Origin of the sequence: Novosphingobium sp. fls2-241-R2A-195, assembly GCF_030209485.1 — a bacterium.
GTDB lineage: Bacteria > Pseudomonadota > Alphaproteobacteria > Sphingomonadales > Sphingomonadaceae > Novosphingobium > Novosphingobium resinovorum.
In genome coordinates this window covers 261,316-281,602 of record NZ_JARVRY010000027.1, presented here as the reverse complement: position 1 = coordinate 281,602, position 20,287 = coordinate 261,316, and the positions used below count along the sequence as shown (strand labels likewise).

The 20,287-nt window shown below is 67.0% G+C and carries 19 protein-coding genes and 1 tRNA gene; 13 read left to right on the top strand and 7 right to left on the bottom strand.

Annotated features, from left to right (window positions below; genetic code table 11):
* The first annotated feature begins 178 nt into the window (after positions 1 to 178).
* The 7 genes from leuC to QRN25_RS21265 all read left to right on the top strand — a co-directional run bounded on the left by leuC (position 179) and on the right by QRN25_RS21265 (position 4,819).
* Positions 179 to 1,627 carry a 3-isopropylmalate dehydratase large subunit gene (gene leuC, locus QRN25_RS21295; RefSeq protein WP_211149784.1) on the top strand — a complete coding sequence of 483 codons (1,449 nt, stop codon included), beginning with the start codon at positions 179 to 181 and terminating at the stop codon, positions 1,625 to 1,627.
* A gap of 18 nt (positions 1,628 to 1,645) precedes the next feature.
* Positions 1,646 to 1,828, top strand: coding sequence for a hypothetical protein (locus QRN25_RS21290; protein ID WP_036530245.1), 183 nt, complete (start codon positions 1,646 to 1,648; stop codon positions 1,826 to 1,828).
* On the top strand, positions 1,828 to 2,427 hold the full coding sequence (gene leuD / locus QRN25_RS21285) for a 3-isopropylmalate dehydratase small subunit (RefSeq protein ID WP_285021236.1): 600 nt from the start codon (positions 1,828 to 1,830) through the stop codon (positions 2,425 to 2,427). The genes QRN25_RS21290 and leuD overlap by 1 nt, the downstream gene beginning before the upstream one ends.
* 232 nt (positions 2,428 to 2,659) lie before the next feature.
* On the top strand, positions 2,660 to 2,977 hold the full coding sequence (locus tag QRN25_RS21280; protein WP_036529513.1) for a DUF1476 domain-containing protein: 318 nt from the start codon (positions 2,660 to 2,662) through the stop codon (positions 2,975 to 2,977).
* A gap of 10 nt (positions 2,978 to 2,987) precedes the next feature.
* Complete coding sequence (locus tag QRN25_RS21275) at positions 2,988 to 3,221, top strand: BolA/IbaG family iron-sulfur metabolism protein (RefSeq protein WP_008832123.1); 234 nt, start codon at positions 2,988 to 2,990, stop codon at positions 3,219 to 3,221.
* A 31-nt stretch (positions 3,222 to 3,252) separates the two neighbouring features.
* A complete protein-coding gene (gene grxD / locus QRN25_RS21270; protein WP_271181925.1) occupies positions 3,253 to 3,582 on the top strand; it encodes a Grx4 family monothiol glutaredoxin in 330 nt (109 codons plus the stop codon).
* A 442-nt stretch (positions 3,583 to 4,024) separates the two neighbouring features.
* Positions 4,025 to 4,819 carry an NUDIX hydrolase gene (locus tag QRN25_RS21265; RefSeq protein WP_271181926.1) on the top strand — a complete coding sequence of 265 codons (795 nt, stop codon included), beginning with the start codon at positions 4,025 to 4,027 and terminating at the stop codon, positions 4,817 to 4,819.
* Position 4,820: 1 nt separating this feature from the next.
* On the opposite strand, the gene QRN25_RS21260 is transcribed toward QRN25_RS21265, so the two are convergent.
* The 3 genes from QRN25_RS21260 to QRN25_RS21250 form a co-directional block, all read right to left on the bottom strand.
* Positions 4,821 to 6,074: an MFS transporter gene (locus QRN25_RS21260; RefSeq protein WP_271181927.1), complete on the bottom strand. Its 1,254-nt coding sequence runs from the start codon at positions 6,072 to 6,074 to the stop codon at positions 4,821 to 4,823.
* A gap of 148 nt (positions 6,075 to 6,222) precedes the next feature.
* Positions 6,223 to 6,537 carry a PilZ domain-containing protein gene (locus tag QRN25_RS21255; RefSeq protein ID WP_211149779.1) on the bottom strand — a complete coding sequence of 105 codons (315 nt, stop codon included), beginning with the start codon at positions 6,535 to 6,537 and terminating at the stop codon, positions 6,223 to 6,225.
* A gap of 111 nt (positions 6,538 to 6,648) precedes the next feature.
* Positions 6,649 to 6,725 (bottom strand) — tRNA-Arg (locus tag QRN25_RS21250).
* A gap of 98 nt (positions 6,726 to 6,823) precedes the next feature.
* Between QRN25_RS21250 and QRN25_RS21245 the strand changes: the two genes are divergently transcribed.
* Entirely contained in the window at positions 6,824 to 7,576 is a 753-nt protein-coding gene (locus tag QRN25_RS21245; protein WP_008832128.1) for a queuosine precursor transporter, read from the top strand.
* A gap of 105 nt (positions 7,577 to 7,681) precedes the next feature.
* The gene (recF, locus tag QRN25_RS21240) at positions 7,682 to 8,782 is read left to right on the top strand and encodes a DNA replication/repair protein RecF (protein WP_285021234.1); all 1,101 of its coding nucleotides are present in this window, start codon (positions 7,682 to 7,684) and stop codon (positions 8,780 to 8,782) included.
* Between the two features lie 102 nt (positions 8,783 to 8,884).
* Here the strand turns inward: recF and QRN25_RS21235 are convergent, their stop codons facing one another.
* Positions 8,885 to 9,580 (bottom strand): arylesterase, encoded by a 696-nt coding sequence (locus QRN25_RS21235; RefSeq protein ID WP_285021232.1) that lies wholly within the window; start codon positions 9,578 to 9,580, stop codon positions 8,885 to 8,887.
* Positions 9,581 to 9,630: 50 nt separating this feature from the next.
* Here QRN25_RS21235 and QRN25_RS21230 point away from each other — a divergent pair, with 50 nt between their 5' ends.
* Positions 9,631 to 10,389: an ABC transporter ATP-binding protein gene (locus QRN25_RS21230; RefSeq protein WP_285021291.1), complete on the top strand. Its 759-nt coding sequence runs from the start codon at positions 9,631 to 9,633 to the stop codon at positions 10,387 to 10,389.
* On the top strand, positions 10,382 to 12,907 hold the full coding sequence (locus tag QRN25_RS21225) for an ABC transporter permease (RefSeq protein WP_285021231.1): 2,526 nt from the start codon (positions 10,382 to 10,384) through the stop codon (positions 12,905 to 12,907). The genes QRN25_RS21230 and QRN25_RS21225 overlap by 8 nt, the downstream gene beginning before the upstream one ends.
* 132 nt (positions 12,908 to 13,039) lie before the next feature.
* On the opposite strand, the gene QRN25_RS21220 is transcribed toward QRN25_RS21225, so the two are convergent.
* Complete coding sequence (locus QRN25_RS21220) at positions 13,040 to 13,522, bottom strand: RDD family protein (protein ID WP_285021230.1); 483 nt, start codon at positions 13,520 to 13,522, stop codon at positions 13,040 to 13,042.
* A 226-nt stretch (positions 13,523 to 13,748) separates the two neighbouring features.
* The gene (locus tag QRN25_RS21215; protein WP_285021228.1) at positions 13,749 to 16,448 is read right to left on the bottom strand and encodes a TonB-dependent receptor; all 2,700 of its coding nucleotides are present in this window, start codon (positions 16,446 to 16,448) and stop codon (positions 13,749 to 13,751) included.
* A gap of 314 nt (positions 16,449 to 16,762) precedes the next feature.
* Between QRN25_RS21215 and typA the strand changes: the two genes are divergently transcribed.
* Together typA and QRN25_RS21205 are read left to right on the top strand one after the other, a co-directional pair.
* A complete protein-coding gene (gene typA / locus QRN25_RS21210) occupies positions 16,763 to 18,595 on the top strand; it encodes a translational GTPase TypA (RefSeq protein ID WP_008832136.1) in 1,833 nt (610 codons plus the stop codon).
* 132 nt (positions 18,596 to 18,727) lie between these two features.
* Positions 18,728 to 19,345, top strand: a complete 618-nt coding sequence (locus QRN25_RS21205; RefSeq protein WP_285021227.1) for a YitT family protein — start codon at positions 18,728 to 18,730, stop codon at positions 19,343 to 19,345.
* A 59-nt stretch (positions 19,346 to 19,404) separates the two neighbouring features.
* Here QRN25_RS21205 and QRN25_RS21200 read toward each other — a convergent pair whose 3' ends face one another.
* Positions 19,405 to 20,250 (bottom strand): TorF family putative porin, encoded by an 846-nt coding sequence (locus QRN25_RS21200; protein WP_285021226.1) that lies wholly within the window; start codon positions 20,248 to 20,250, stop codon positions 19,405 to 19,407.
* Positions 20,251 to 20,287: the final 37 nt, after the last annotated feature.

Here is a 20,287-nt window from a genome sequence, read left to right as displayed (position 1 = left end):
TCCCTAACGCGCCCGGCCGCAAGGACCGGGCGCGTTTTACATGGCGGTGCGAGCGCCTCGCAACAGCAACGATCGATCGTCAGGTCAATTCGGATTGAATGAAAATTTCATTCGAGGGGCGCAGCGAATCGCCCTGCCACTTGAATTTCGCAAGGGCGGGGCCTAATCGCGCCTGATCATGACAACCGCACCGCGCACCCTCTACCAGAAGATCTGGGACGCCCACGTCGTCGACCAACGGGACGACGGCACCTGCCTCATCTATATCGACCGGCACATCGTCCATGAAGTGACGAGCCCGCAGGCTTTTGAGAGCCTTCGCGCCGCCGGTCGCCCGGTGCGCCGTCCCGATCTTACGCTCGCGGTGCCTGACCATAACCTGCCCACCACCGCGCGCCGCGATGCGAACGGCAACCGCGTGCCGATCGCCGATCCGCAGAGCGCCCAGCAGCTCGACATGCTGGAGAAGAACGCGCCTTCGTTCGGCATCCGCTACATCGGCGACGCCGATCCGGAACAGGGCATCGTCCACGTCGTCGGCCCCGAGCAGGGCTTCTCGCTGCCCGGCGCCACCATCGTCTGCGGCGACAGCCACACCGCCTGCAACGGCGGCCTGGGCGCGCTGGCCTTCGGCATCGGCACGTCCGAAGTCGAGCACGTGCTGGCCACCCAGACGCTGCTGCTCAAGCAGTCGAAGACCTTCGAAGTCCGCGTCGAGGGCACGCTCGGCGCCGGGGTCACCCCGAAGGACGTGATCCTGCACGTCATCGGCGTCATCGGCACTGCCGGCGGCACCGGCTACGTGATCGAGTACACCGGCAACGTCTTCCGCGAGATGTCGGTCGAAGGCCGCCTGACCGTGTCGAACATGTCGATCGAGGGCGGCGCCCGCGCAGGGCTCGTCGCACCGGACGAGACGACTTTCGCCTACGTCAAGGGCCGCCCCTACGCGCCCAAGGGCGCGGACTGGGACAAGGCCGTGGCGTGGTGGAAGAGCCTGGCGACCGACGAGGGCGCGACTTACGACAAGTCCGTGTTCATCCGCGCCGAGGACATCCAGCCCACCGTGACCTGGGGCACCAGCCCCGAGGACACCTCCGGCATCGGCGGCTTCGTCCCCGCGCCTGAGGACTTCGCCGACGCCTCCAAGCGCGATGCGGTCAAGCACAGCCTCGACTACATGGGCCTGACGCCCGGCACGAAGTTGACCGACGTGGAAGTGCAGAACGTCTTCATCGGCAGCTGCACCAACAGCCGCATCGAGGACATCCGCGCCGCCGCCGAAGTGCTCAAGGGGCGCCACAAGGCCGACAACGTGAAGTGGGCGATCGTCGTCCCCGGATCGGGTCTGGTCAAGGCGCAGGCCGAGGCCGAAGGTCTGGACAGGATCATCATCGATGCGGGTCTGGAATGGCGCGAGCCGGGCTGTTCGGCCTGCCTTGCCATGAACCCCGACAAGGTGCCTGCCGGGGAGCGCTGCGCCTCCACCAGCAACCGCAACTTCACCGGCCGCCAGGGTCCGGGTGCGCGCACCCACCTGATGAGCCCCGCCATGGCCGCCGCCGCCGCCGTCACCGGCAAGCTGACCGACGTGCGCGACCTCGCGCCAATGACTGAACCGGCCTAAGCTGATAGGATCTCCCCCATGTCCAACGATTCCGACAACTCGCTCGCAGGCCGCGCCGCCATCGCCGCCGGTGCCGCCATCGGTTCGGCCGCCATCGCCGCTGCCCTGCTCTTCGTGAAGCGCCGCAGCGACCGCAAGAAGGCCGACGCGCAGCCGCCGAAGACCAACACGGCCCCGCACTTCCCCTCGGAAACCGACTGATGCAGGCGATCAACCACGTCGCCGGCAAGGCGATTCCCTTCGGCCGCAAGAACGTCGACACCGACGTCATCATCCCGGCGCACTGGCTCAAGACAATCACCCGCACGGGTCTCGGCAAGGGCGCGTTCGAATCGATCAAGCTGGAAGACGGCAACGTCTTCACCGACGAGCGCTGGGCCGGCGCGCCGATCCTCATCGCGGGCGACAACTTCGGCTGCGGCTCCAGCCGCGAACACGCCGCCTGGGCGCTGCTCGACATGGGCGTGACGTGCGTGATCGCGCCGAGCTTCTCGGACATCTTCTCGGGCAACGCCTTCAAGAACGGCATCCTCACCGTGGCGCTGCCGCAGGAGGCGATCGACCGCCTGATGGAAGTGGCGCAGGACGAGACGATCGACATCGACCTCGACACGCAGTCGGTGACCACGCCGTTCCAGGATCGCTACACCTTCGAGATCGATCCGTTCCGCAAGCACTGCCTGCTGAACGGCCTCGACGAAGTAGGCCTGACGATGGCGCAGGGCGAAACGATCTCCACCTACGAAGGCAAGGCACGCGAAACGCTGCCGTTCCTTGCAAGCCCGGTGCTGGCGGCCTGACCGCAAAATCCTCCCTATTCCGAAGGAATGGGGAGGTGGCAGCCCGCAGGGCTGACGGAGGGGTCTTCTCCCCCTCCACCCCCGCCTGCGGCGGCGGTCCCCCTCCCCATCGCTTCGCGACAGGGAGGATTCTTCGCCTCTCGATCCATCGGTCGCTATTGCGAATCAAGGATTGCCCCGCAGCCCCGCGTTCCCTATCGGCATGGACAACGCTTTAACCCGAGGTTGTCCGATGACGAGTTTCCAGGACCGCGAGCGCGCCGAAGAAGCGAAGTTCGCTCACGACGCCGACACGCTGTTCCGCATCCAGGCCCGCCGCAACCGCCTCGTCGGTGAATGGGCGGCCGAACGCATGGACTTGTCGCAGGCCGAAACCGATGCCTATGCCAAGGCCGTCGTCCAGGCCGACTTCGAGGAAGCGGGCGACGAGGACGTCATCCGCAAGCTGCTGGGCGACCTGACCGCCGCCGGCGTCGATACCACCGAAGCGGAAGTGCGCGCCGCACTGGCCGCCAAGCAGGTCGAAGCGCGCCGCGCTTTCCTGGGCTGAGGACTATCCGATGGGCATGACCGCTACCGAAATCGAGACCATGATCCGCGCCGCGCTGCCGGACGCGGAAGTCACGATCACCGACCTCGCCGGGGACAACGACCACTACGCCGCGCACGTCGTCTCGGCCGCCTTCACGGGCCGCCCCCGCGTCGCGCAGCACAAGATGGTCTACGAAGCGCTGGGCGGCCGCATGGGCGGCGTCCTTCACGCCTTGCAACTCACCACCGCCGTCCCCAACTGACGCAAGCATACTACTCAAGGGTTTTACTGAAATGTCCGACGTCAATGCCCGTATCGGCGATATCGTAAAGAGCAACGACGTGGTCCTCTTCATGAAGGGCACCCCGCTGTTCCCGCAGTGCGGCTTCTCCAGCCGCGCGATCGCCATCCTCGAACACCTCGGCGTGCCTTACGAGACCGTCGACGTGCTGCAGGACATGGAAATCCGTCAGGGCATCAAGTCCTATTCGGACTGGCCGACGATCCCCCAGCTCTACGTCAAGGGCGAGTTCCTCGGCGGCAGCGACATCATGATGGAGATGTACGAGGCCGGCGAACTGCACCAGCTCATGACCGACAGCGGGATCGCTGCGCAGGGCTGATCTGCCGACAGCACCGGATTACGAAGGCTCGGGAAGCGATTCCCGGGCCTTTTCATCGCCCGTCATCGCGGACCTGATCCGGGATCGCTGGCCGTGAACAGCGGCGCCTGCGTCAAGGCGCCTCGCGGCCTGCACCGGGCTAAAGACAGCCACCGGTCCCGGACAAAGCTGGGACGACGAATGCCTGGATGTATGGGGAACCCCGGGGAGGCGGGGCCGGGAGACTGTCCGGCCCCGCCTCTATCGAGACTGCTTCTCTCGGGGTACGATACTTCATAAGCATGGCCTGTGCCAGTTCTGATTTTTCCCGAAAATCAGCCATTTCTTCGGTTCACGTGTCAGCGCGTGCGTCATGCCCTGTAAATTCTGCCGACACTGCCACCTGAGTCGCCTGGCGCTTTTCCGCTTGCGTGCCCCTTCCCCAGCGGCAAGATCGGCGGCAATGATCCAGACCGCTCCCTCCGACCAGCCGATGCCGACAGACGGCCCCGCCGTCGTCCCTGCCGCCACCGTGGTGGTGTTCCGCCACGCCGCCGACGGCGGACCGCCCGAACTGCTGATGCTCCAGCGCTCGGACGGCATGCGCTTCGCGGGCGGAGCGGCGGTGTTTCCCGGCGGCCGCGTCGATCCCGCAGACCGCGAACTCGCCCGCCGCCTGCTGCCCGGCGAATCGGAGGAGATCGCCTCCGCCCGCATCGCCGCGATCCGCGAGACGCTGGAGGAAGCGGGCCTCATGATCGCCACCCGCGCCCCCGTCACCGCCCGCGAAGCCGCAGAAGCGCGGGCGATGCTGCTGGAGGTCGGCCGGCTCGACACCGTGCTGGAGCGCTTCGGCTGGGAACTGGACCCGCAGGCGCTGACCTTCTTCGCGCACTGGTGCCCCTTGTGGGAGAAGGCCTTCGACACGCGCTTCTTCGTCGCCGACATCGGCACCGGCGCGGTGGACGTCACGGTCGATGCCACCGAGAACTCGCGCCTGTTCTGGGCGAGCGCCGCCGATGCTCTGGCGATGGCCGATCGGGGCGAGATTTCGGTGATCTTTCCGACCCGCCGCAATCTCGACCGCCTTGCGCAGTACGCCGATCATACCGAAGCGCTGGCCGACATCGCCGCCCACCCCGTCGTCCGCATCCACCCCGAGTTGGAAATGCGCGAGGACGGCGAATGGCTCGTCATCCCTGCCGGGCTCGGTTATCCGGTGCTGGGCCAGCTCAAGGCGACGGTGCGGCGCGGTTAGGTCAGGCCGGTACGGCGGTCGGCTCCTGCCCTTTCGCACCACCCGCGGCGTAAAGACCGAGCGCGACCGCTGCCGCAAAGAACACGGCTATCGCCACGATCGCACCGTCGTAACTGCCGGTGACCGAATGGACCCGCGCCGCTCCCACGACGGCGACCGCGATGAACGGCAGCCCGATCAGCGTGTTGAGCCCAAAGCCCCGGCTGTAGCTCGCCTGTCCGAACGAATCGGTCAGCCCCTTGCCCAGCGTCGGGATCGCGCCCGCGCCGTGCATGCCGATGAGGCCGATCAACAGGGCCGCCATCCAGAACGGCGGGTGCTGCAACAGCAGAGTCCACAGCACTGCACAGTCGAAACCGATGAGCGCCAGCGCCCTCGCCCCGCCGATGCGGTCGGCGATCCAGCCGAACAGTATCGAGCCGGCGATCCCGACCAGCGACATGATCGACTGCAGCAGCGCCGCCTCGGGCCGGGTGAAGCCCCAGGAAAGCCCCATAGGAACCAGCAGCGAGCCCAGCAGCACCGAACTCGTCATGCTGGCCACCGCCGCCAGCGAGATCGCCCAGAAGCGCGGCCGCGCGAGCAGTTGCGCGACGCTGAACGATCCGTCGGCGGTGCGCTTCGCATCGGGTTCGGGCGCCAGCGTCTCGGTATGCCCCGGCGGGTGATCGATCGCCAGCAGCGCCAGCGGCAGCAGCAGCGCCGCCGCGATCAGGCCGATGGACAGGTAGATCACGCTGGGCGAGACGACGGAAAGCGCCCGCTCCAGTGTCCACGGCACCACCGCGATCACCACCGGCAAGTGGACGATACCCAGCGCCAACCCGCGATTGCGGTTGAACCAGCGTCCCACCAGCGTCGCCGGGCCGATCGATCCGGCGAGGCTCAGCGCAGGGCCGAAGCAAAGCCCGTAAGCCAGCAGGTAAAGCGCATAACTCTGCGTCCATGCCAGCGTGAGATAGCCCGCCACCGTCAGCAGCGCACCGACGAGCAACAACAGGCGGAGCGAAACCTTCGCGATCAGCACGCCCACGAAAGGCGCGAGCACCGACGAGCCCACCAGCACCAGCGGGATGCCCGCCGCCGCCTCTTCCGCACTGACGCCGAGGCGTTGCTCGACCGAGGCCAGCATCAGCCCGAACGAGCCCATGACGGTGCCGATCACCATGTTGTGCGACACGCCCGCGATCACGCCCATGCGTACCGCAAGCGGATGGTTGGGAGCATCGCTCCCCGTTCCGACAGGTGCTGCCAAGCGCTCTCTCCCGATGCCTGAACCCAATGTTCCTAGCGTGCCGGCGATTGCATGCCGGTCTGTTCGCAAGAGAGTGCGGGGCTGCCGCTCGGCTTGGCCAGAACTTTCCGGCCGGATGAACGAGAATTCGCCGGGGCGACGTTATCGCTCAGACGCTGGCGTGCGATCCGTGCGTTGCGGCGATGTGCTCGAGCACCGGGCCGTAGAGCGGACGGTCAAACTCGACCCCGGCAAGGTCGCTGCTGACCCAGCGCACCACGCCCGACATGCCTTCCATCCCCTTGGGCCGCACGATCAGGCGCGCGCCGACGCGGAAATAGATGCCGCGCATGCGCAGGCAGCAGCCCTCCACCGAGATGTCGGAAATCTCGCCGTCATCCCGCAGACCGCTCTGCGTGCGGCACTGAACGGCCAGCGCGACGGAGCGTCGCTGCGATCGCCGGGGAAGAACGGTGCGGGTCATGAGCGGGAGAATACAACCGATCGGTTTATGATCGCTTAAACTTCATCGCGCGCCCGTTCGAACACGGTTCGAACTCAATCCGGGAAGCAGGGCGACCATTTCCGAAGACAATGGCGCGCCCGACAGGGTTCGAACCTGTGACCCCAAGCTTAGAAGGCTCGTGCTCTATCCAGCTGAGCTACGGGCGCGCGCCGGATTTCCCATAGCGTGGTTACCGCGCGGCGCAAACCGCTGGCAGCGCAAACTTGTGCTTTGCGCTGCAGCAAAGCCACGTTACGCACAGGCAATGACCGCCGCTACCGACGCTCCATCGCCTCTGTCCCGCCCCTTGTCACGCATCGACGGCCTTACCGGCGCCCGTCGGCACTTCCGCTATTTCGACTACGTGATGGCGGCCTTCGTCGCGATCCTGCTGCTGTCGAACCTGATCGGTGCGTCCAAGCTGGCGAATATCGGCGGCGTGACGTTCGGCGCGGGCATCCTGTTCTTCCCCGTCAGCTACGTCATCGGCGACGTGCTGACCGAAGTGTACGGCTATGCCAATGCCCGCCGCTGCGTCTGGGCGGGCTTCTTCGCGATGATCTTCATGGCCTTCATGAGCTTCGTCGTCGTCGCCATGCCGCCGGATTCCGGCTGGACCGGACAGGCCGCCTACGAAGCGGTATTCGGCTCGACCTGGCGCATCGTCCTCGCCTCGCTGACCGCGTTCTGGGCGGGTGAGTTCGTCAATTCCTTCGTCCTCGCCAAGATGAAGCTGATGACCGGCGGCAAGCACTTGTGGATGCGTACCATCGGCTCGACGGTGGTGGGACAGGCCGCCGACAGCGCCCTGTTCTATCCCATCGCCTTCCTCGGCACCTGGACGCACGAGCAGGTGCTGACCGTCATGGTCACCAACTGGGGCATGAAGGTGCTGTGGGAAGCGGTGCTGACGCCGGTAACTTACGTTGTCGTCGGCTGGCTAAAGAAGCGCGAGGGCGTCGAGGTGTTCGACGACAATCTCGATTTCTCGCCTTTCGCCAAGGCAAAATCGGTCTGAACGTTGTGAGCAGGGCGCTGAGCCGCGCTTTTTACAGGGCTGCCGCATTTTCCGAGTCGTCAGCTGTTTCCACCTGACTTGAAAATGCTCTAGGCCGCGCCGACCATGCTCGACCGCATCCTCCTGTCCCGTTTCCGCAACCACCACGAGACCGCGGTGGAAGGCACGGCGCAGTTCAACCTGCTGGTCGGCGAGAACGGCGCCGGTAAAACCAACGTGCTGGAGGCGATCAGCCTGCTCGCGCCCGGACGCGGCCTCCGCCGGGCGCAGCTGGTGGACGTGCCCGCGCAGGACGGCGACGGCGGGTTCGCGGTGAACGCTGCACTGCGCATGCCCGGCCAAGGGGAAGGGAGCGAGCCCGTCCGCCTCGGCACCGGCGTCGCGGCGGAGCGTCCCGGGCGGCGGCTTGTGCAGGTGAACGGCGCGCAGGCATCCGCCCTGAGCCTGGCCGAGTGGCTCTCGATCGGCTGGCTGACCCCGGCGATGGACCGCCTCTTCGTCGAGAGCGCGGGCGCGCGGCGGCGGTTCCTCGACCGGCTGGTGCTGGCGATCGAGCCGGCCCATGCCGGCCATGCGGCGCGGCTGGAGACGGCACTGCGCGAGCGCAACCGCCTGCTTTCCGACGAACGTTCCCCCGATCCGCATTGGCTCGACGCGATCGAGGTGCAGATCGCCGAGGCCGGGGCGCTGGTGGCGACGGCCCGCGCGCGCCTCGTCACCCGGCTGGAGGCGGCGCTGGCGCGGCTTCCCGACACGCCTTTCGCGCGCCCTTCGCTGACCTACCAGCCCGGCGGCCCGGTCGAGGCCGGTGCGCTTGCCATCGCCCTGCGCGACGGGCGGCCGCGCGAGCGGGCGGCCCAGCGCACCCTCACCGGCCCCCACCGCGACGAACTGGCGGTGACGATGGCGGGCAAAGGGCAAGCGGCGGCGGAATGCTCGACCGGCGAGCAGAAGGCGATGCTCATCGCCATCACTCTCGCGCATTCGCAGCTGCTGGAGGCAGATGGGGAGAACCGCCCGCGCCTGCTGCTGCTGGACGAGGTCGCCGCGCATCTCGACCCGCTGCGCCGCGAGGCGCTGTTCGACCGGCTGCGGGCGGGCTCCGCGCAAGTCTGGCTAACGGGAACGGAACTCGCGCCGTTCGACGGAATCGCGGCGGAAGCGGCGGTATGGGAGGTCAGCGCGGGGACGGTGCGGCGGGTCTGACCACTCGGTCGTCATTGCGAGCGTAGCGAAGCAATCCAGGGCAGTCTTGAGCCGCCTTGGATTGCTTCGCTACGCTCGCAATGACGAAGTGAAGAGGGGACCTCACCTCCTCGGCAAAGCATCCGCCACATCGTCCACCGTCGCCGCAACGATCGCGTCTATGCCGATGGCCGTAGGATGCACGTGATCGCCCTGCATCAGATCGGGCTTGTCGATCACCGGCTGGAGGAAGAACGGCACCAGCACCGCCCCGTACTTCTCCGCCAGCTGCGGATAGATCGGGTTGAAACCCGAGGCATAGTCCCTGCCCAGGTTCGGCGCCGCCAGCATTCCGAGCAGCACCACGCCGATCTTCTCCTGCCGCAACCGCTGGAGGATCTTCTCCAGGTTCGCGCGCGTCTCGGCCGGGGGCAGCGAGCGCAGCATGTCGTTGCCGCCGAGGCTGATGATCACCAGTTCGGGCTTCGCAGGCTGGCTTTTCAGCGTGAAGTCGAGCCGCTGCAGCCCCGCCGCCGTGGTGTCGCCCGAAACCCCGGCATTGGCGATGCGCGCGTTGACGCCGCGCGCGCGCAGGGCCTGTTCGAGCCGGTCGGGGTAGCTTTCGCCATCCTCGAGTCCGTAGCCCGCCAGCAGCGAATCCCCGAAGGCGAGTATCCTGCGCTCCGGCCCCATGACCGGTATCTGCGGCGGCGCATCGACGGCCGACCGGCTCTCCTGCACGGGCGGCGCCGGGGCCTTATCGCAGGCGGAAAGCGCTAGGGTGGAGGCGGCAAGGAGAGCGAGAGAAACGAGGCGCAAGGCATTCTCCTGAAGGGACCGACTTGTCGGATGCACTGGTGCTATCCCATATGGGGATGGTGACAAGCCCTGCCCAAGCCCGCTCCGCCCTTTCCGGCACTCCTTCCCCCGCTTCCGACGACACCATTCTGGCCCGCGACCTGCGCCTGACGCTGGGTTCCGGGGACAGTGCGGTCGAAATCCTCAAGGGGATCGACCTTTCCGTACCCCGGGGCCAGACGCTGGCGCTGCTCGGTCCTTCGGGATCGGGCAAGTCGTCGCTGATGGCGGTGCTCTGCGGGCTGGAGCGCGCCAGTTCGGGCACGCTGGAGGTCGCCGGACAGGACTTCGTGGGGATGGACGAGGACGCCCTTGCCCGCGCGCGGCGCGGCAGGATCGGTGTGGTGCTTCAGGCTTTCCACCTGCTGCCGACGATGACCGCGCTGGAAAACGTCGCCACGCCGCTGGAACTCGCGGGAATGCCCGATGCGCGCGCGCGGGCCGAAGCGGAACTCACGGCGGTCGGGCTGGGCCATCGCCTGTCGCACTATCCCGCGCAGCTTTCCGGCGGCGAGCAGCAGCGCGTCGCCATCGCCCGCGCCCTCGCTCCCCGCCCGGCGCTGGTCTTTGCGGACGAGCCGACCGGCAACCTCGACGCCGCCACCGGCGCGGCGATCATCGACCTCCTCTTCGCCCGCCGGGCCGAGACCGGCGCGACCCTGCTCATCATCACTCACGACGAAAGCCTCGCCCACCGCTGCGAGCGGGTGGTGACCATCGGCGACGGGCGCATCGCAAGCGACGTACGTGCGAGCGCACATCTTGGCTGACACCCTCCCCTGGCGCACCGCCTGGACACTCGCCCGCCGTGACCTGTCGGCCCGGTTCAAGGGGCTGCGGCTGCTGCTCGTCTGCCTGTTCCTCGGCGTCGGCGCGATCGCCGCGATCGGCACGCTGACCGGCTCGATCGAGCGCGAGCTGGGAACACGCGGACGCGAAATCCTTGGCGGCGACATCGAACTGAGAGTCTGGCAGCGCGCCTTCGGCAAGGACGAGGATGCGGCGCTCGCCCGCCTCGGCCGGGTTTCGCGCGGGGCACGGATGCAGGCCATCGCCACGAAGGGAGACGCCACCGCGCCCGTCGCGCTCAAGGCGGTGGACGGGAACTGGCCGCTCTACGGCCGCCTCGAACTGACCGACGGCCGCCGCGTCGGCGCCCCCGCCCCCGGCACGGCATGGATCGCCAAGGGCACTGCTGCCCGCCTCGGTGCCGGGAAGGGCCAGCGTATCGCCATCGGCGGCGTGCCGGTGATCGTGGGCGGCATCATCGCGACCGACCCCGAGCAGATGAGCGAGGGCTTCGCGCTGGGCGACACCGCCGTCGTCCCGCTTTCCCTCCCTGGCAGTGCTGGGCTCACGGCGCCGGGCGCCATGTACCGCAGCGTCGTGCGGGTGCGCTTCGCCGACCCCGCGCGCGACCCAGAAGCGGTGATCGACGCCCTCAAGACCCGCTTCGGCGACGGCTTCGACACCCGCACCCGGCTGGCAGCCTCGCCTTCGACCGAGCGCTTCGTCACCCGCATGGGCGAGTTTCTCGTGCTGGTCGGGCTTGCCGCGCTGGTGATCGCCGGGATCGGCATCGGCGGCGGCGTCTCGTCCTATCTGGAGGCACGGCGCAGTTCGATCGCAACCCTGAAGGTGCTCGGCGCCACCAGCGGCGACATCGCGCGCATCTATCTCCTGCAGGTCGGCGCGGCCGCCCTGGTCGGCAGCCTGGCAGGGCTCGCCGCAGGCGTGCTCGTGACCCCGCTCCTCGCCTCGGCGCTGCAGAGCCTGCTGCCGGTCGAGCCCGGCTTCACCGTCTCCCCCGCGGCGCTCGCGACGGCGGCGGCCTATGGCCTGCTGGTCGCGCTGATATTCTCCGCGCCGCCGCTGGTGCGGGCGCGCAGCTGGCCCGCGATGGCGCTGATGCGTGCCCGCGTGGCGCCGCTCACGGCCGACCGCAAGGCGCTCGCCCTGCCGGTCGGCCTCGGCCTTGCCGCCATCGTCGCGCTGGCGCTGCTCAACGCCGCGCAGCCGCTGGTGACGCTGGGCTTCCTCGGGGCCTCGGCCGCGATGCTCGGCCTGCTGGCGCTCGTCGGCCTCGGCATCCGCAAGCTCGCCGCCCGCCTGCCGAGACCGCGCGGGCCGATGCTGCGCGCGGGACTGGCGAACCTCCACCGCCCGGGCGCGCAGACCGGGCCGCTGGTCACGGCGCTCGGCTTCGGACTTTCCGCCTTCGTGCTGATCGCGGCTGTGCAGACGAGCCTCGACGCCAACATCCGCCGCACCGTGCCCGAGCGCGCGCCCGACTTCTTCGTGCTCGACGTGCCGAAGGACAAGGCCGATGCCTTCGCCGACGCGGTCGAGCGGACGATCCCCGGTTCCACCCTCAAGCTGGTGCCGAACATGCGCGGCCGCATCCTTGCCTATGGGCCGAAGGACCGGATGACCCGCGTGGCCAGCCTCAGCAAGGACCTGCCCGATGGCGCCTGGGCGCTGCGCGGGGAGCGCGGACTGACCTACTCGGTCGGCGTGCCCGAGGGCAGCAGCGTCACCTCCGGCCAGTGGTGGCCCGAGTTCTACCGGGGCGAGCCGCTTGTCTCGGTCGATGAGAGGCTGGCCGAGGCGATCGGCCTGAAGGTCGGCGACTACGTGACCGTGGGCGTGCTGGGCGTCGAGAAGACCGCGCGCATCGCGGCGCTGCGCCGGATCGACTGGGACAGTCTGGGCTTCAACTACGTGCTGGTGTTCTCGCCCAATGCGCTGGCCGACGCCCCGCACAACCTCGCCGCGACGATCGAGGTGCCCAAGGGCGCGTCCACGGCGGGCCTGCTGCCCCGGCTGGTGCGCGCCTTCCCCTCGACCTCGGTGATCGAGACGGGGAGCCTGCTGCGCGATGCCCGCGCGCTGCTCGACCAGATGTCGGCGGCGATCCTCGCGGCATCCTCGGTTGCAGTGCTGGCGGGGCTCGCGGTGCTGCTGGGCGCTATCGCGGCGGCGCGGGCGAGCCGGACGTACGACACCGTGATCCTGCGCGTGCTGGGCGCCAGTCGCGGGCAGCTGCTCGCGGCGCAGATGGCGGAATACGGGCTGCTCGCCGTGGTGCTCGCCCTCGTCGCGCTGGGCGCGGGCAGCGCGATGGCCTGGGCGGTGATCGTCAAGCTGTTCGAGTTCGCCTGGCTGCCCGACTGGCCGCGCGTGCTGGCGGTTCTGGCCGCCGGGCTGCTGCTGATCCTCGGCTTCGCCCTAGCCGGAACGCTGCCGCTGCTGCGGGCGAAACCGGCAAGGGCGCTGCGCGAACTTTAGAAGCCGATCTCTACCCTCACCACTCATTGGTCATTGGTCATTCCCGCGAAGGCGGGAACCCATCTGCTGACGCTTCCTGTTGCGCGATCATCAGATGGGTCCCCGCCTTCGCGGGGATGACGGGATTGGAAATCAGGCGAAGACCTCGCGGTTGTCGAACAGTACGCTGGGATCGCGCGTCTTGTAGACGAGCGTGCTGGCGACGATGTCATGCAGGCCCTGCTTGCGCTCGGTGAAGGCGACCATGATGTAGCCGATGCACAGGATCAGGCTCGACAGGATCTTGGCGAAGTAGCGCCCGGTCGCACGCCCGAAAGTCAGGCGTTCGCCCCGCAGGTCGGTAACGACGACGCCGACGGCCAGCTTGCCGACGGTCGCCTGCAGCTTCGAGCTTTCCATGATCGCGAAGTAGAGCCAGTTGATCACCAGCGACGCGCCGATCATGCCGAACATCATCATCCCGAACGCCGCGTTCTCACCCGCGCCCAGCCCCGTCAGCGGCAGCGCAAGGCCGACACCGAAGATGCCGCCGATGATCGAAGTCGCGATCTGCAGGATGATCGCGTCGAGGATGTAGGCGAGCACGCGCCACCAGAAGCCACCATACGGAATCATGCATTCCCCCTAAGTTCTACGGCCTGCCCAGCCTGACAATGCGACGCAAGTTCACATTTAAATCGGGAAATTACAAAGACTTTCTGTTCCGCCTTCCGAAACGGCAAAGAAAGAGGGGCACAGGAGGCCGAGCCTCCCGCGCCCCTTTTCAGGTCCGCGCCCCGCTTCTCTTGCCGTACCTCCTCCCAGAGACGACACGGCGGGTACGCGCTTCACACGCTCCGGATTAGAACCGGTAGCGCGCCGCCACGCCGTAAGTGCGTGGCTGGTTCGGATAGCCCGAGATCGAGCCGGGCTGTGCCGGGCTGTCGAATATCTGCAGAATGGTGCGGTCGTTCAGCAGGTTGCGGCCCCAGACCGTCAGTTCCAGCCCGTTCGCCATCACGTAAGTCAGCGAGGCGTTCATGTCGTTGATGTCCTGCTTGAACTCCCGCGCGGCGGCGAGCGCTGCGGATACGTCGGTGACGTTGCCCGCGCTGTCGCGCACGACGAGGCCCGGCAGGCCCTCGACCAGACGGAACTGCGATTCGTAGTGATAGTCACCGCGCAGGATGATCCGGTCCCCGCGCGTTCCCACGGGCTGCACGAACTCGGCCGAGAACGTCGCCGACAGGGGCGGGACGCCCGCCGGGGTCGTCCCCGAAAGGTCGCCGAAGGCCGAAAGCTGAAAAGTGTCGTACTTCGGGTTCAGGTACGTCCAGGCCATCGTCAGGGTCAGCTGGTCGATCGGCTTGGCCGAACCCTCGAACTCGATGCCGAACGCCGACTGCTTGCCCGCGTTCGCCAGAAAGAAGCCCGAGCCGGTGAAGATGTTCGACTGGAAGTTCTTGATCTCCTGCTTGAACACCGCGACGTTGGCCGAGACGATCCCCCAGTTGCCCTTGATCCCGGCCTCGTAGACCGTCGAATTCTCCGCATTGGCGAAGCGGCTGCCGGAGGTCAGATTGGTCACTGCCAGCCCCTGCGCGCGCAGTTCGACGAGGTCGGCAGGCGTCGGGCGGCTATCACGCGACAGGTTGATCGACGCCGCCTTGTAGCCGGTCGCCCAGGCCGCATAGAAATTGACCGTGGGCGTCACGTCCCAGGCCACGCGCGCGGTGTAGCTGAAGTCGCCGTCGCTCACCTTGCCCGGCTCGACCGCGTTGGGCACGTTCATGAACTGCGGGAAATACTGCAGCGCGCGCAGCGGATTGAGCGGGTTTGCCGCCGGATTGTTGGCATTGCCGTTCGCGAAGCCGACCAGCTGCTGATAGATCGGCGCGGTCTGCGGGTTCGTCGCGAAGGCGAAGATCGCCGCCGGGTTGGTCGGGTCCACCCCCACCGAACGCAGCGCCCCGCCAAGCAGCAGTTGCTGGCGGAACGCCGAATAGCGCGGATCGTCGAAATTGATCGAGGAGAACACGTCATCCGACGTCGTGTTGGTGGCGAAGCGCTTCTTGTCGTGCGTGTAGTTGAGACCGCCGGTCACCGTCAGCCCCGGCGCCACCTCGAAGTCGAGCTGGCCGAAGATCGACCACGCCTCGTTCTTCAGCTTGTAGGCCTCGGTCAGGCCGGTGCCGGAAGCGAAGAACTGCCCGGCGTACTTGGCCGGATTGCCTTCGTAGGCGCCGAAGGCCGTCTCCAGCGCGGGCACGCTGAGCGCCCCGCCCGAGAGGCTCTGGACGAGGAGGTTGGCGTAAGGCCGGGCATCGTCGCCCCAGAAGACCTCGTTGTTCTGGTCGATCTTCTCGTTGAAATAGTAGCCGCCGATGAGGCCGGTGATCTTCTCGCCCACCTCGAAGTTGGCGCGCAGTTCCTGCGTGAAGGTCTTGATCCGCAGGTCCTGCCAGTTGCGGCCCAGCAGGTCTGCGCTGGAGAAGTCCGAATCCTGATTGGTCAGCGCATTGGTGCGGCGGTACGAGGTGATCGAGGTCAGCTTGGTGGCGCCCAGATCATAGTCCAGCTGGCCCGAAACGCCCGAGTTCTCGATTCTATTGGACGATTCGAAGTTGTTGTAGACGATGTTGTCGTACTTCTCGCCCGGCTGGTTGACCGCCCCGCCCAGCGCGAAGATCGCCGCCGTGGGGGTCGCCTGACGCAGGTTGACCACCGCGCAGCAGTTCTCGTCGATCTTGCCGTAATCGCCGATCAGCCGCAGTTCGAGACCGTCGTGGTTGTCGAACAGCAACTGCCCGCGCCCGAACCAGCGATCACGCTCGTTGGTGCGCTCGCCGGTGGCAAGGTCCCTGACGATGCCGTCGCGCTTGTTGAGCCCGCCCGCGAGGCTGAATGCGACGTTCTCGCTTAGCGGCCCGGTTACCGTGCCCTTGACGACTACGGCGTCGTAGTTGCCGTAGCTGGCCTCGACATTGCCGCCGAACTGGAACTGCGGCTTTCTCGTCACGATCGAGATCACGCCCGCCGAGGCGTTCTTGCCGAACAGCGTGGACTGCGGCCCACGCAGCACCTCGATGCGCTCCACATCGGGGAAGTCCGCGATCATCGAGGCCGAGCGCGAACGGTAGACGCCGTCGATGAACAGGCCGACCGAAGGCTCGATGCCCGCGTTGTTGGCGCCGTTGCCGAAGCCGCGGATATAGAAGTTGGTATTGGCGCTGGACTGCAGCTGGTTTACGCGCAGCGACGGCACCAGCGTCTGCAGGTCCTTGAGATCGCGCATCTGCGCGCGTTCCAGCGTCGCTCCGCTGGTCACCGAGACGGCGACAGGCACGTCCTGCAGCGTCTGCTCGCGCTTGGTAGCAGTGACGATGATGGTATCGGTGTACTGCTCGTCGGCCGCCTGAGGCGCCGCGTCCTGCGCCAGAGCCGCCGGCGCCCACAGTGCTGCGGATGCCCCCGCCAGCAGCGCGGACTTGTGCGCCATGATCCTGCGTTCGTTGAAGATGCGCGTACCCCGCGCGCAGATGCCCGCCAAAACACCCTTCATCGGATCCCCTGTCCCTTCCTGCACGACTGCCCGCGTCGTGGTGCGCAAAGCTGGTCGCAATTGGTAAGAGGGGCAGCTTATGTCGTTCTCCGAGCGCTCACAATCGGGACCTGTGCATAGCTGCGGACATTCTGCACCATTGTTGTACTATCGACACAGGATGTGACGAAGTATGTCGGGCGCCATTACCCCCAGCAGTCTGCCTCATCTCACTGCGCTTGCCGAAATGCCCGCCATCGGCTAAGGGCGCGGCAATTTTGCGGTGCAGCACACGATGGCTGCCCGCCTCCGGCCCTCGTACAGAGAGAACAACAATGTCCGCCCCGCTTCCCTTGCGCAATATCGCAATCATTGCGCACGTCGACCATGGCAAGACCACCCTAGTCGACCAGCTGTTCCGCCAGTCCGGCACGTTCCGTGACAACCAGCGCATCGAAGAGCGCGCGATGGACAGCAACGATCTCGAAAAGGAGCGCGGCATCACCATTCTGGCGAAGCCGACCTCGATCGAGTGGAACGGCTATCGCATCAACATCGTCGACACGCCCGGACACGCCGACTTCGGCGCCGAAGTGGAGCGCATCCTCTCGATGGTCGACGGCGTTGTGCTGCTCGTCGACTCGTCGGAAGGCGCGATGCCGCAGACCAAGTTCGTCACCGGCAAGGCGCTGGGTCTCGGCCTGAAGCCGATCGTCGTCGTCAACAAGATCGACCGTCCCGACGGCCGCCACGCCGAAGTGCTCGACGAAGTGTTCGACCTCTTCGTCAGCCTCGACGCCAATGACGAACAGCTCGACTTCCCGACCCTCTACGCGTCGGGCCGCAACGGCTACGCCAGCTACGATGCGGACCGCCGCGAAGGCGACCTGACCCCGCTGTTCGAAAAGATCGTCGAGCACGTCCCCGCGCCGAACCTCGACGTCGACGCGCCGTTCTCGTTCCTCGCCACCCTGCTCGACCGCGACAACTTCATGGGCCGCGTCCTCACCGGCCGCGTCCAGTCGGGCACGTTGAAGGTCAACGACCCGATCCGCGCCATCGACATGGACGGCAAGGTCGTCGAAGTGGGCCGCGCCACCAAGGTGCTGTCGTTCCGTGGCCTCGACCGCGTGCCCGTGGAAGAAGCCCGCGCCGGTGACATCATCGCGCTCGCCGGTCTCGAAAAGGCGACCGTCTCGAACACCATCGCCGATCCTTCGGTTACCGAGGCGATCCAGGCACAGCCGATCGATCCGCCGACCCTGGCGATGCGCTTCGCCGTCAACGACTCGCCGCTCGCGGGCCGTGAAGGCGACAAGGTCACCAGCCGCATGATCCGCGACCGCCTGATGCGCGAAGCGGAAACCAACGTCGCCATCCGCGTCACCGAATCGGCCGACAAGGACAGCTTCGAAGTCGCCGGTCGCGGCGAACTCCAGCTGGGCGTCGTCATCGAAACCATGCGCCGCGAAGGCTTTGAACTCGGCATCAGCCGTCCGCGCGTGCTGTTCGGCACCGACGAAAAGGGCGGCCGCACCGAGCCTTACGAAACCGTCGTGATCGACGTGGACGACGAGCACTCGGGCACGGTCGTCGAGAAGATGCAACGCCGCAAGGCAGAGCTGACCGACATGCGTCCGTCGGGCTCGGGCAAGACCCGCATCACCTTCTCGGCTCCCTCGCGCGGCCTGATCGGCTACCACGGCGAGTTCCTTTCGGACACGCGCGGCACCGGCATCATGAACCGCCTGTTCGAGAAGTACGACGCGCACAAGGGTCCGATCGAGGGCCGCCAGAACGGCGTGCTGATCTCGAACTGCACCGGTGAAGCGGTCGGCTACGCGCTGAACAGCCTCGAAGATCGCGGCGTGCTGTTCATCAAGCCCCAGGAAAAGATCTACGAGGGCATGCTGATCGGCGAGAACGCCAAGACCGACGACCTCGAAGTGAACCCGATGAAGTCGAAGCAGCTGACGAACTTCCGTTCGACCGGCAAGGACGACGCCATCCGCCTCACCCCGCCGCGCGTGATGACGCTGGAGCAGGCCATCGCCTACATCGACGACGACGAGATGGTCGAAGTCACCCCGCAGTCGATCCGCCTGCGCAAGGTCCACCTGGACCCGAACGAGCGCAAGAAGCAGAGCCGCAAGAAGGAAAGCGCCTGATTTTGCCCTCCCCTGTGGTCGGGCTTTGAAAAGAGCGATCGCGGGGGGATGCATTACCGGTTGAATGAAAGGTCGGGGCGCCGAAGGGCGCTTCCGGCCTTTCGTGTTTTTGAAGCAGGGGGCATGACTGCAATGACGAGTTCCAACGCACCCTCGCCCACCCCGCACGGGCACGGCGAGGATATCTACGCGATGTTCGTGGGCACGATCCATCTGGCGGTCGGGCTCGTGCTGCTGCGCGCGGCAGGGCTCGCGACAGGCGGTGTGGCGGGTGTCGCGCTGGTGCTGAGTTATGCAACGGGATGGCCGGTGGGCCTGCTCTATGCGCTGATCTCGGCGCCGCTGATGGCGATCACCTTGCGCTCGATGAGCTGGCGGTTCCTTATAAAGACCGCCGTGGTGACGCTCGGCCTGTTTGCGATGACCGCCCTGGCCCCGATGGGCATCGACATCGCCCGGGTGAGCGACCCGGTTGCAGCGGTCGTCGGCGGCAGCGTCATCGGCATGGGCGCGCTCGCCCTCGCCCGCCATGGGGCCGCAACGGGCGGCTCGGGAGCGCTGGTGCTATGGCTTTATCGCACGCGTGGATGGAATGCCGGCCGCACCCAGCTCATCATCGACGGTACGGTGCTGCTGTTCGCCGCCTCACGGCTCGATGCGGTGCGCATGGGCTGGTCGCTGCTGGGCGTCGCGGCGACGGCAGGCATCCTCTGGGCCTGGCACCGCCCGGGCCGCTACACAGGATACTGAAAAGAGGGCCGGCCCTGCCCGGCCGGCCCTCCCCCCGTTTGCCCCGCAAGGCCGAGTAATCAGAACGCCGCGGACACCGAGAACACCACGGTCGAACCGGATATCTGCGAACCGTTCTTGGAGGAGGAGAAGTTCGGCTTCAGGTAAGCCGATTCCGCCTTCGAGATGTCGGTATCGATGTAAGCCACGCCCAGCACGACCGGGCCGACCGCGAGGTCCGCGCCGAGCATCCAGTCGAGATAGCTGCCCGTCGGCGCCACGCTGGTGCCGTTGGGGCCAAGGCCGGAGTTGCCGTTCGAATAGCCCAGGTGTGCCTTCAGGGTCAGCGGCGTGTTGGGAATGCCGGTGCTGGCATCGCCCCAAAGGTAGAAGTTGTCCGACTTGGCGCCGGGTGCATCGGGAATGCCGGTCGCGTAGGAATCGGCGTCCAGATACCAGCGACCGAGCGCTTCCTGCTTGGGCGCATAGGCCGCGCCGACGAGCAGGTTTGCCGGACCGACCGAGCCCGAAACCTTGACGTAGGGTTCAGCGAAATCGGTGATGTCCGAGCCGCCCGGGTACATGTACCAGGTCACGCCGACGTCCACCTTCACGCCCGGCGTCACTTCGGCCGCGAAACCGCCGTAGATGTCGAGTTCGGTGTTCGAGCCGCCGAAGGTGCCCCAACCCGAGAGGTTCGAACCCCAGGTGCCGACGTAGAGCCCGCTTTCATGCGTAACCGAGACGCCGCCCTGCACCGCGAGTTCCTTGTCGGACTGCGACACACCGCGGAAACGGTAGTCGGTGACGAGCCCGACGCTGCCCGCGATGGTGAATTCGCTGGGGGCTTCCTCCTGCGCCATCGCGGAAGTCGCAGCAAACGCGGCTGCGAGGCCGGCGACGCCGGCAAAGAGACGAAACTTCATAGTCGGAACACCCTCATGTTACTGTTGTAGCATGTTC

Coding starts and splice junctions, on each gene's coding strand:
- recF (WP_285021234.1), top strand. CDS start 7,682: ATGCTCGACCGCATCCTCCTGTCCCGTTTCCGCAACCACCACGAGACC.
- leuC (WP_211149784.1), top strand. CDS start 179: ATGACAACCGCACCGCGCACCCTCTACCAGAAGATCTGGGACGCCCAC.
- grxD (WP_271181925.1), top strand. CDS start 3,253: ATGTCCGACGTCAATGCCCGTATCGGCGATATCGTAAAGAGCAACGAC.
- QRN25_RS21220 (WP_285021230.1), bottom strand. CDS start 13,522: ATGATTCCGTATGGTGGCTTCTGGTGGCGCGTGCTCGCCTACATCCTC.
- QRN25_RS21265 (WP_271181926.1), top strand. CDS start 4,025: ATGATCCAGACCGCTCCCTCCGACCAGCCGATGCCGACAGACGGCCCC.
- QRN25_RS21290 (WP_036530245.1), top strand. CDS start 1,646: ATGTCCAACGATTCCGACAACTCGCTCGCAGGCCGCGCCGCCATCGCC.
- leuD (WP_285021236.1), top strand. CDS start 1,828: ATGCAGGCGATCAACCACGTCGCCGGCAAGGCGATTCCCTTCGGCCGC.
- QRN25_RS21280 (WP_036529513.1), top strand. CDS start 2,660: ATGACGAGTTTCCAGGACCGCGAGCGCGCCGAAGAAGCGAAGTTCGCT.
- QRN25_RS21230 (WP_285021291.1), top strand. CDS start 9,631: ATGGGGATGGTGACAAGCCCTGCCCAAGCCCGCTCCGCCCTTTCCGGC.
- typA (WP_008832136.1), top strand. CDS start 16,763: ATGTCCGCCCCGCTTCCCTTGCGCAATATCGCAATCATTGCGCACGTC.
- QRN25_RS21255 (WP_211149779.1), bottom strand. CDS start 6,537: ATGACCCGCACCGTTCTTCCCCGGCGATCGCAGCGACGCTCCGTCGCG.
- QRN25_RS21205 (WP_285021227.1), top strand. CDS start 18,728: ATGACGAGTTCCAACGCACCCTCGCCCACCCCGCACGGGCACGGCGAG.
- QRN25_RS21275 (WP_008832123.1), top strand. CDS start 2,988: ATGGGCATGACCGCTACCGAAATCGAGACCATGATCCGCGCCGCGCTG.
- QRN25_RS21245 (WP_008832128.1), top strand. CDS start 6,824: ATGACCGCCGCTACCGACGCTCCATCGCCTCTGTCCCGCCCCTTGTCA.
- QRN25_RS21200 (WP_285021226.1), bottom strand. CDS start 20,250: ATGAAGTTTCGTCTCTTTGCCGGCGTCGCCGGCCTCGCAGCCGCGTTT.
- QRN25_RS21215 (WP_285021228.1), bottom strand. CDS start 16,448: ATGAAGGGTGTTTTGGCGGGCATCTGCGCGCGGGGTACGCGCATCTTC.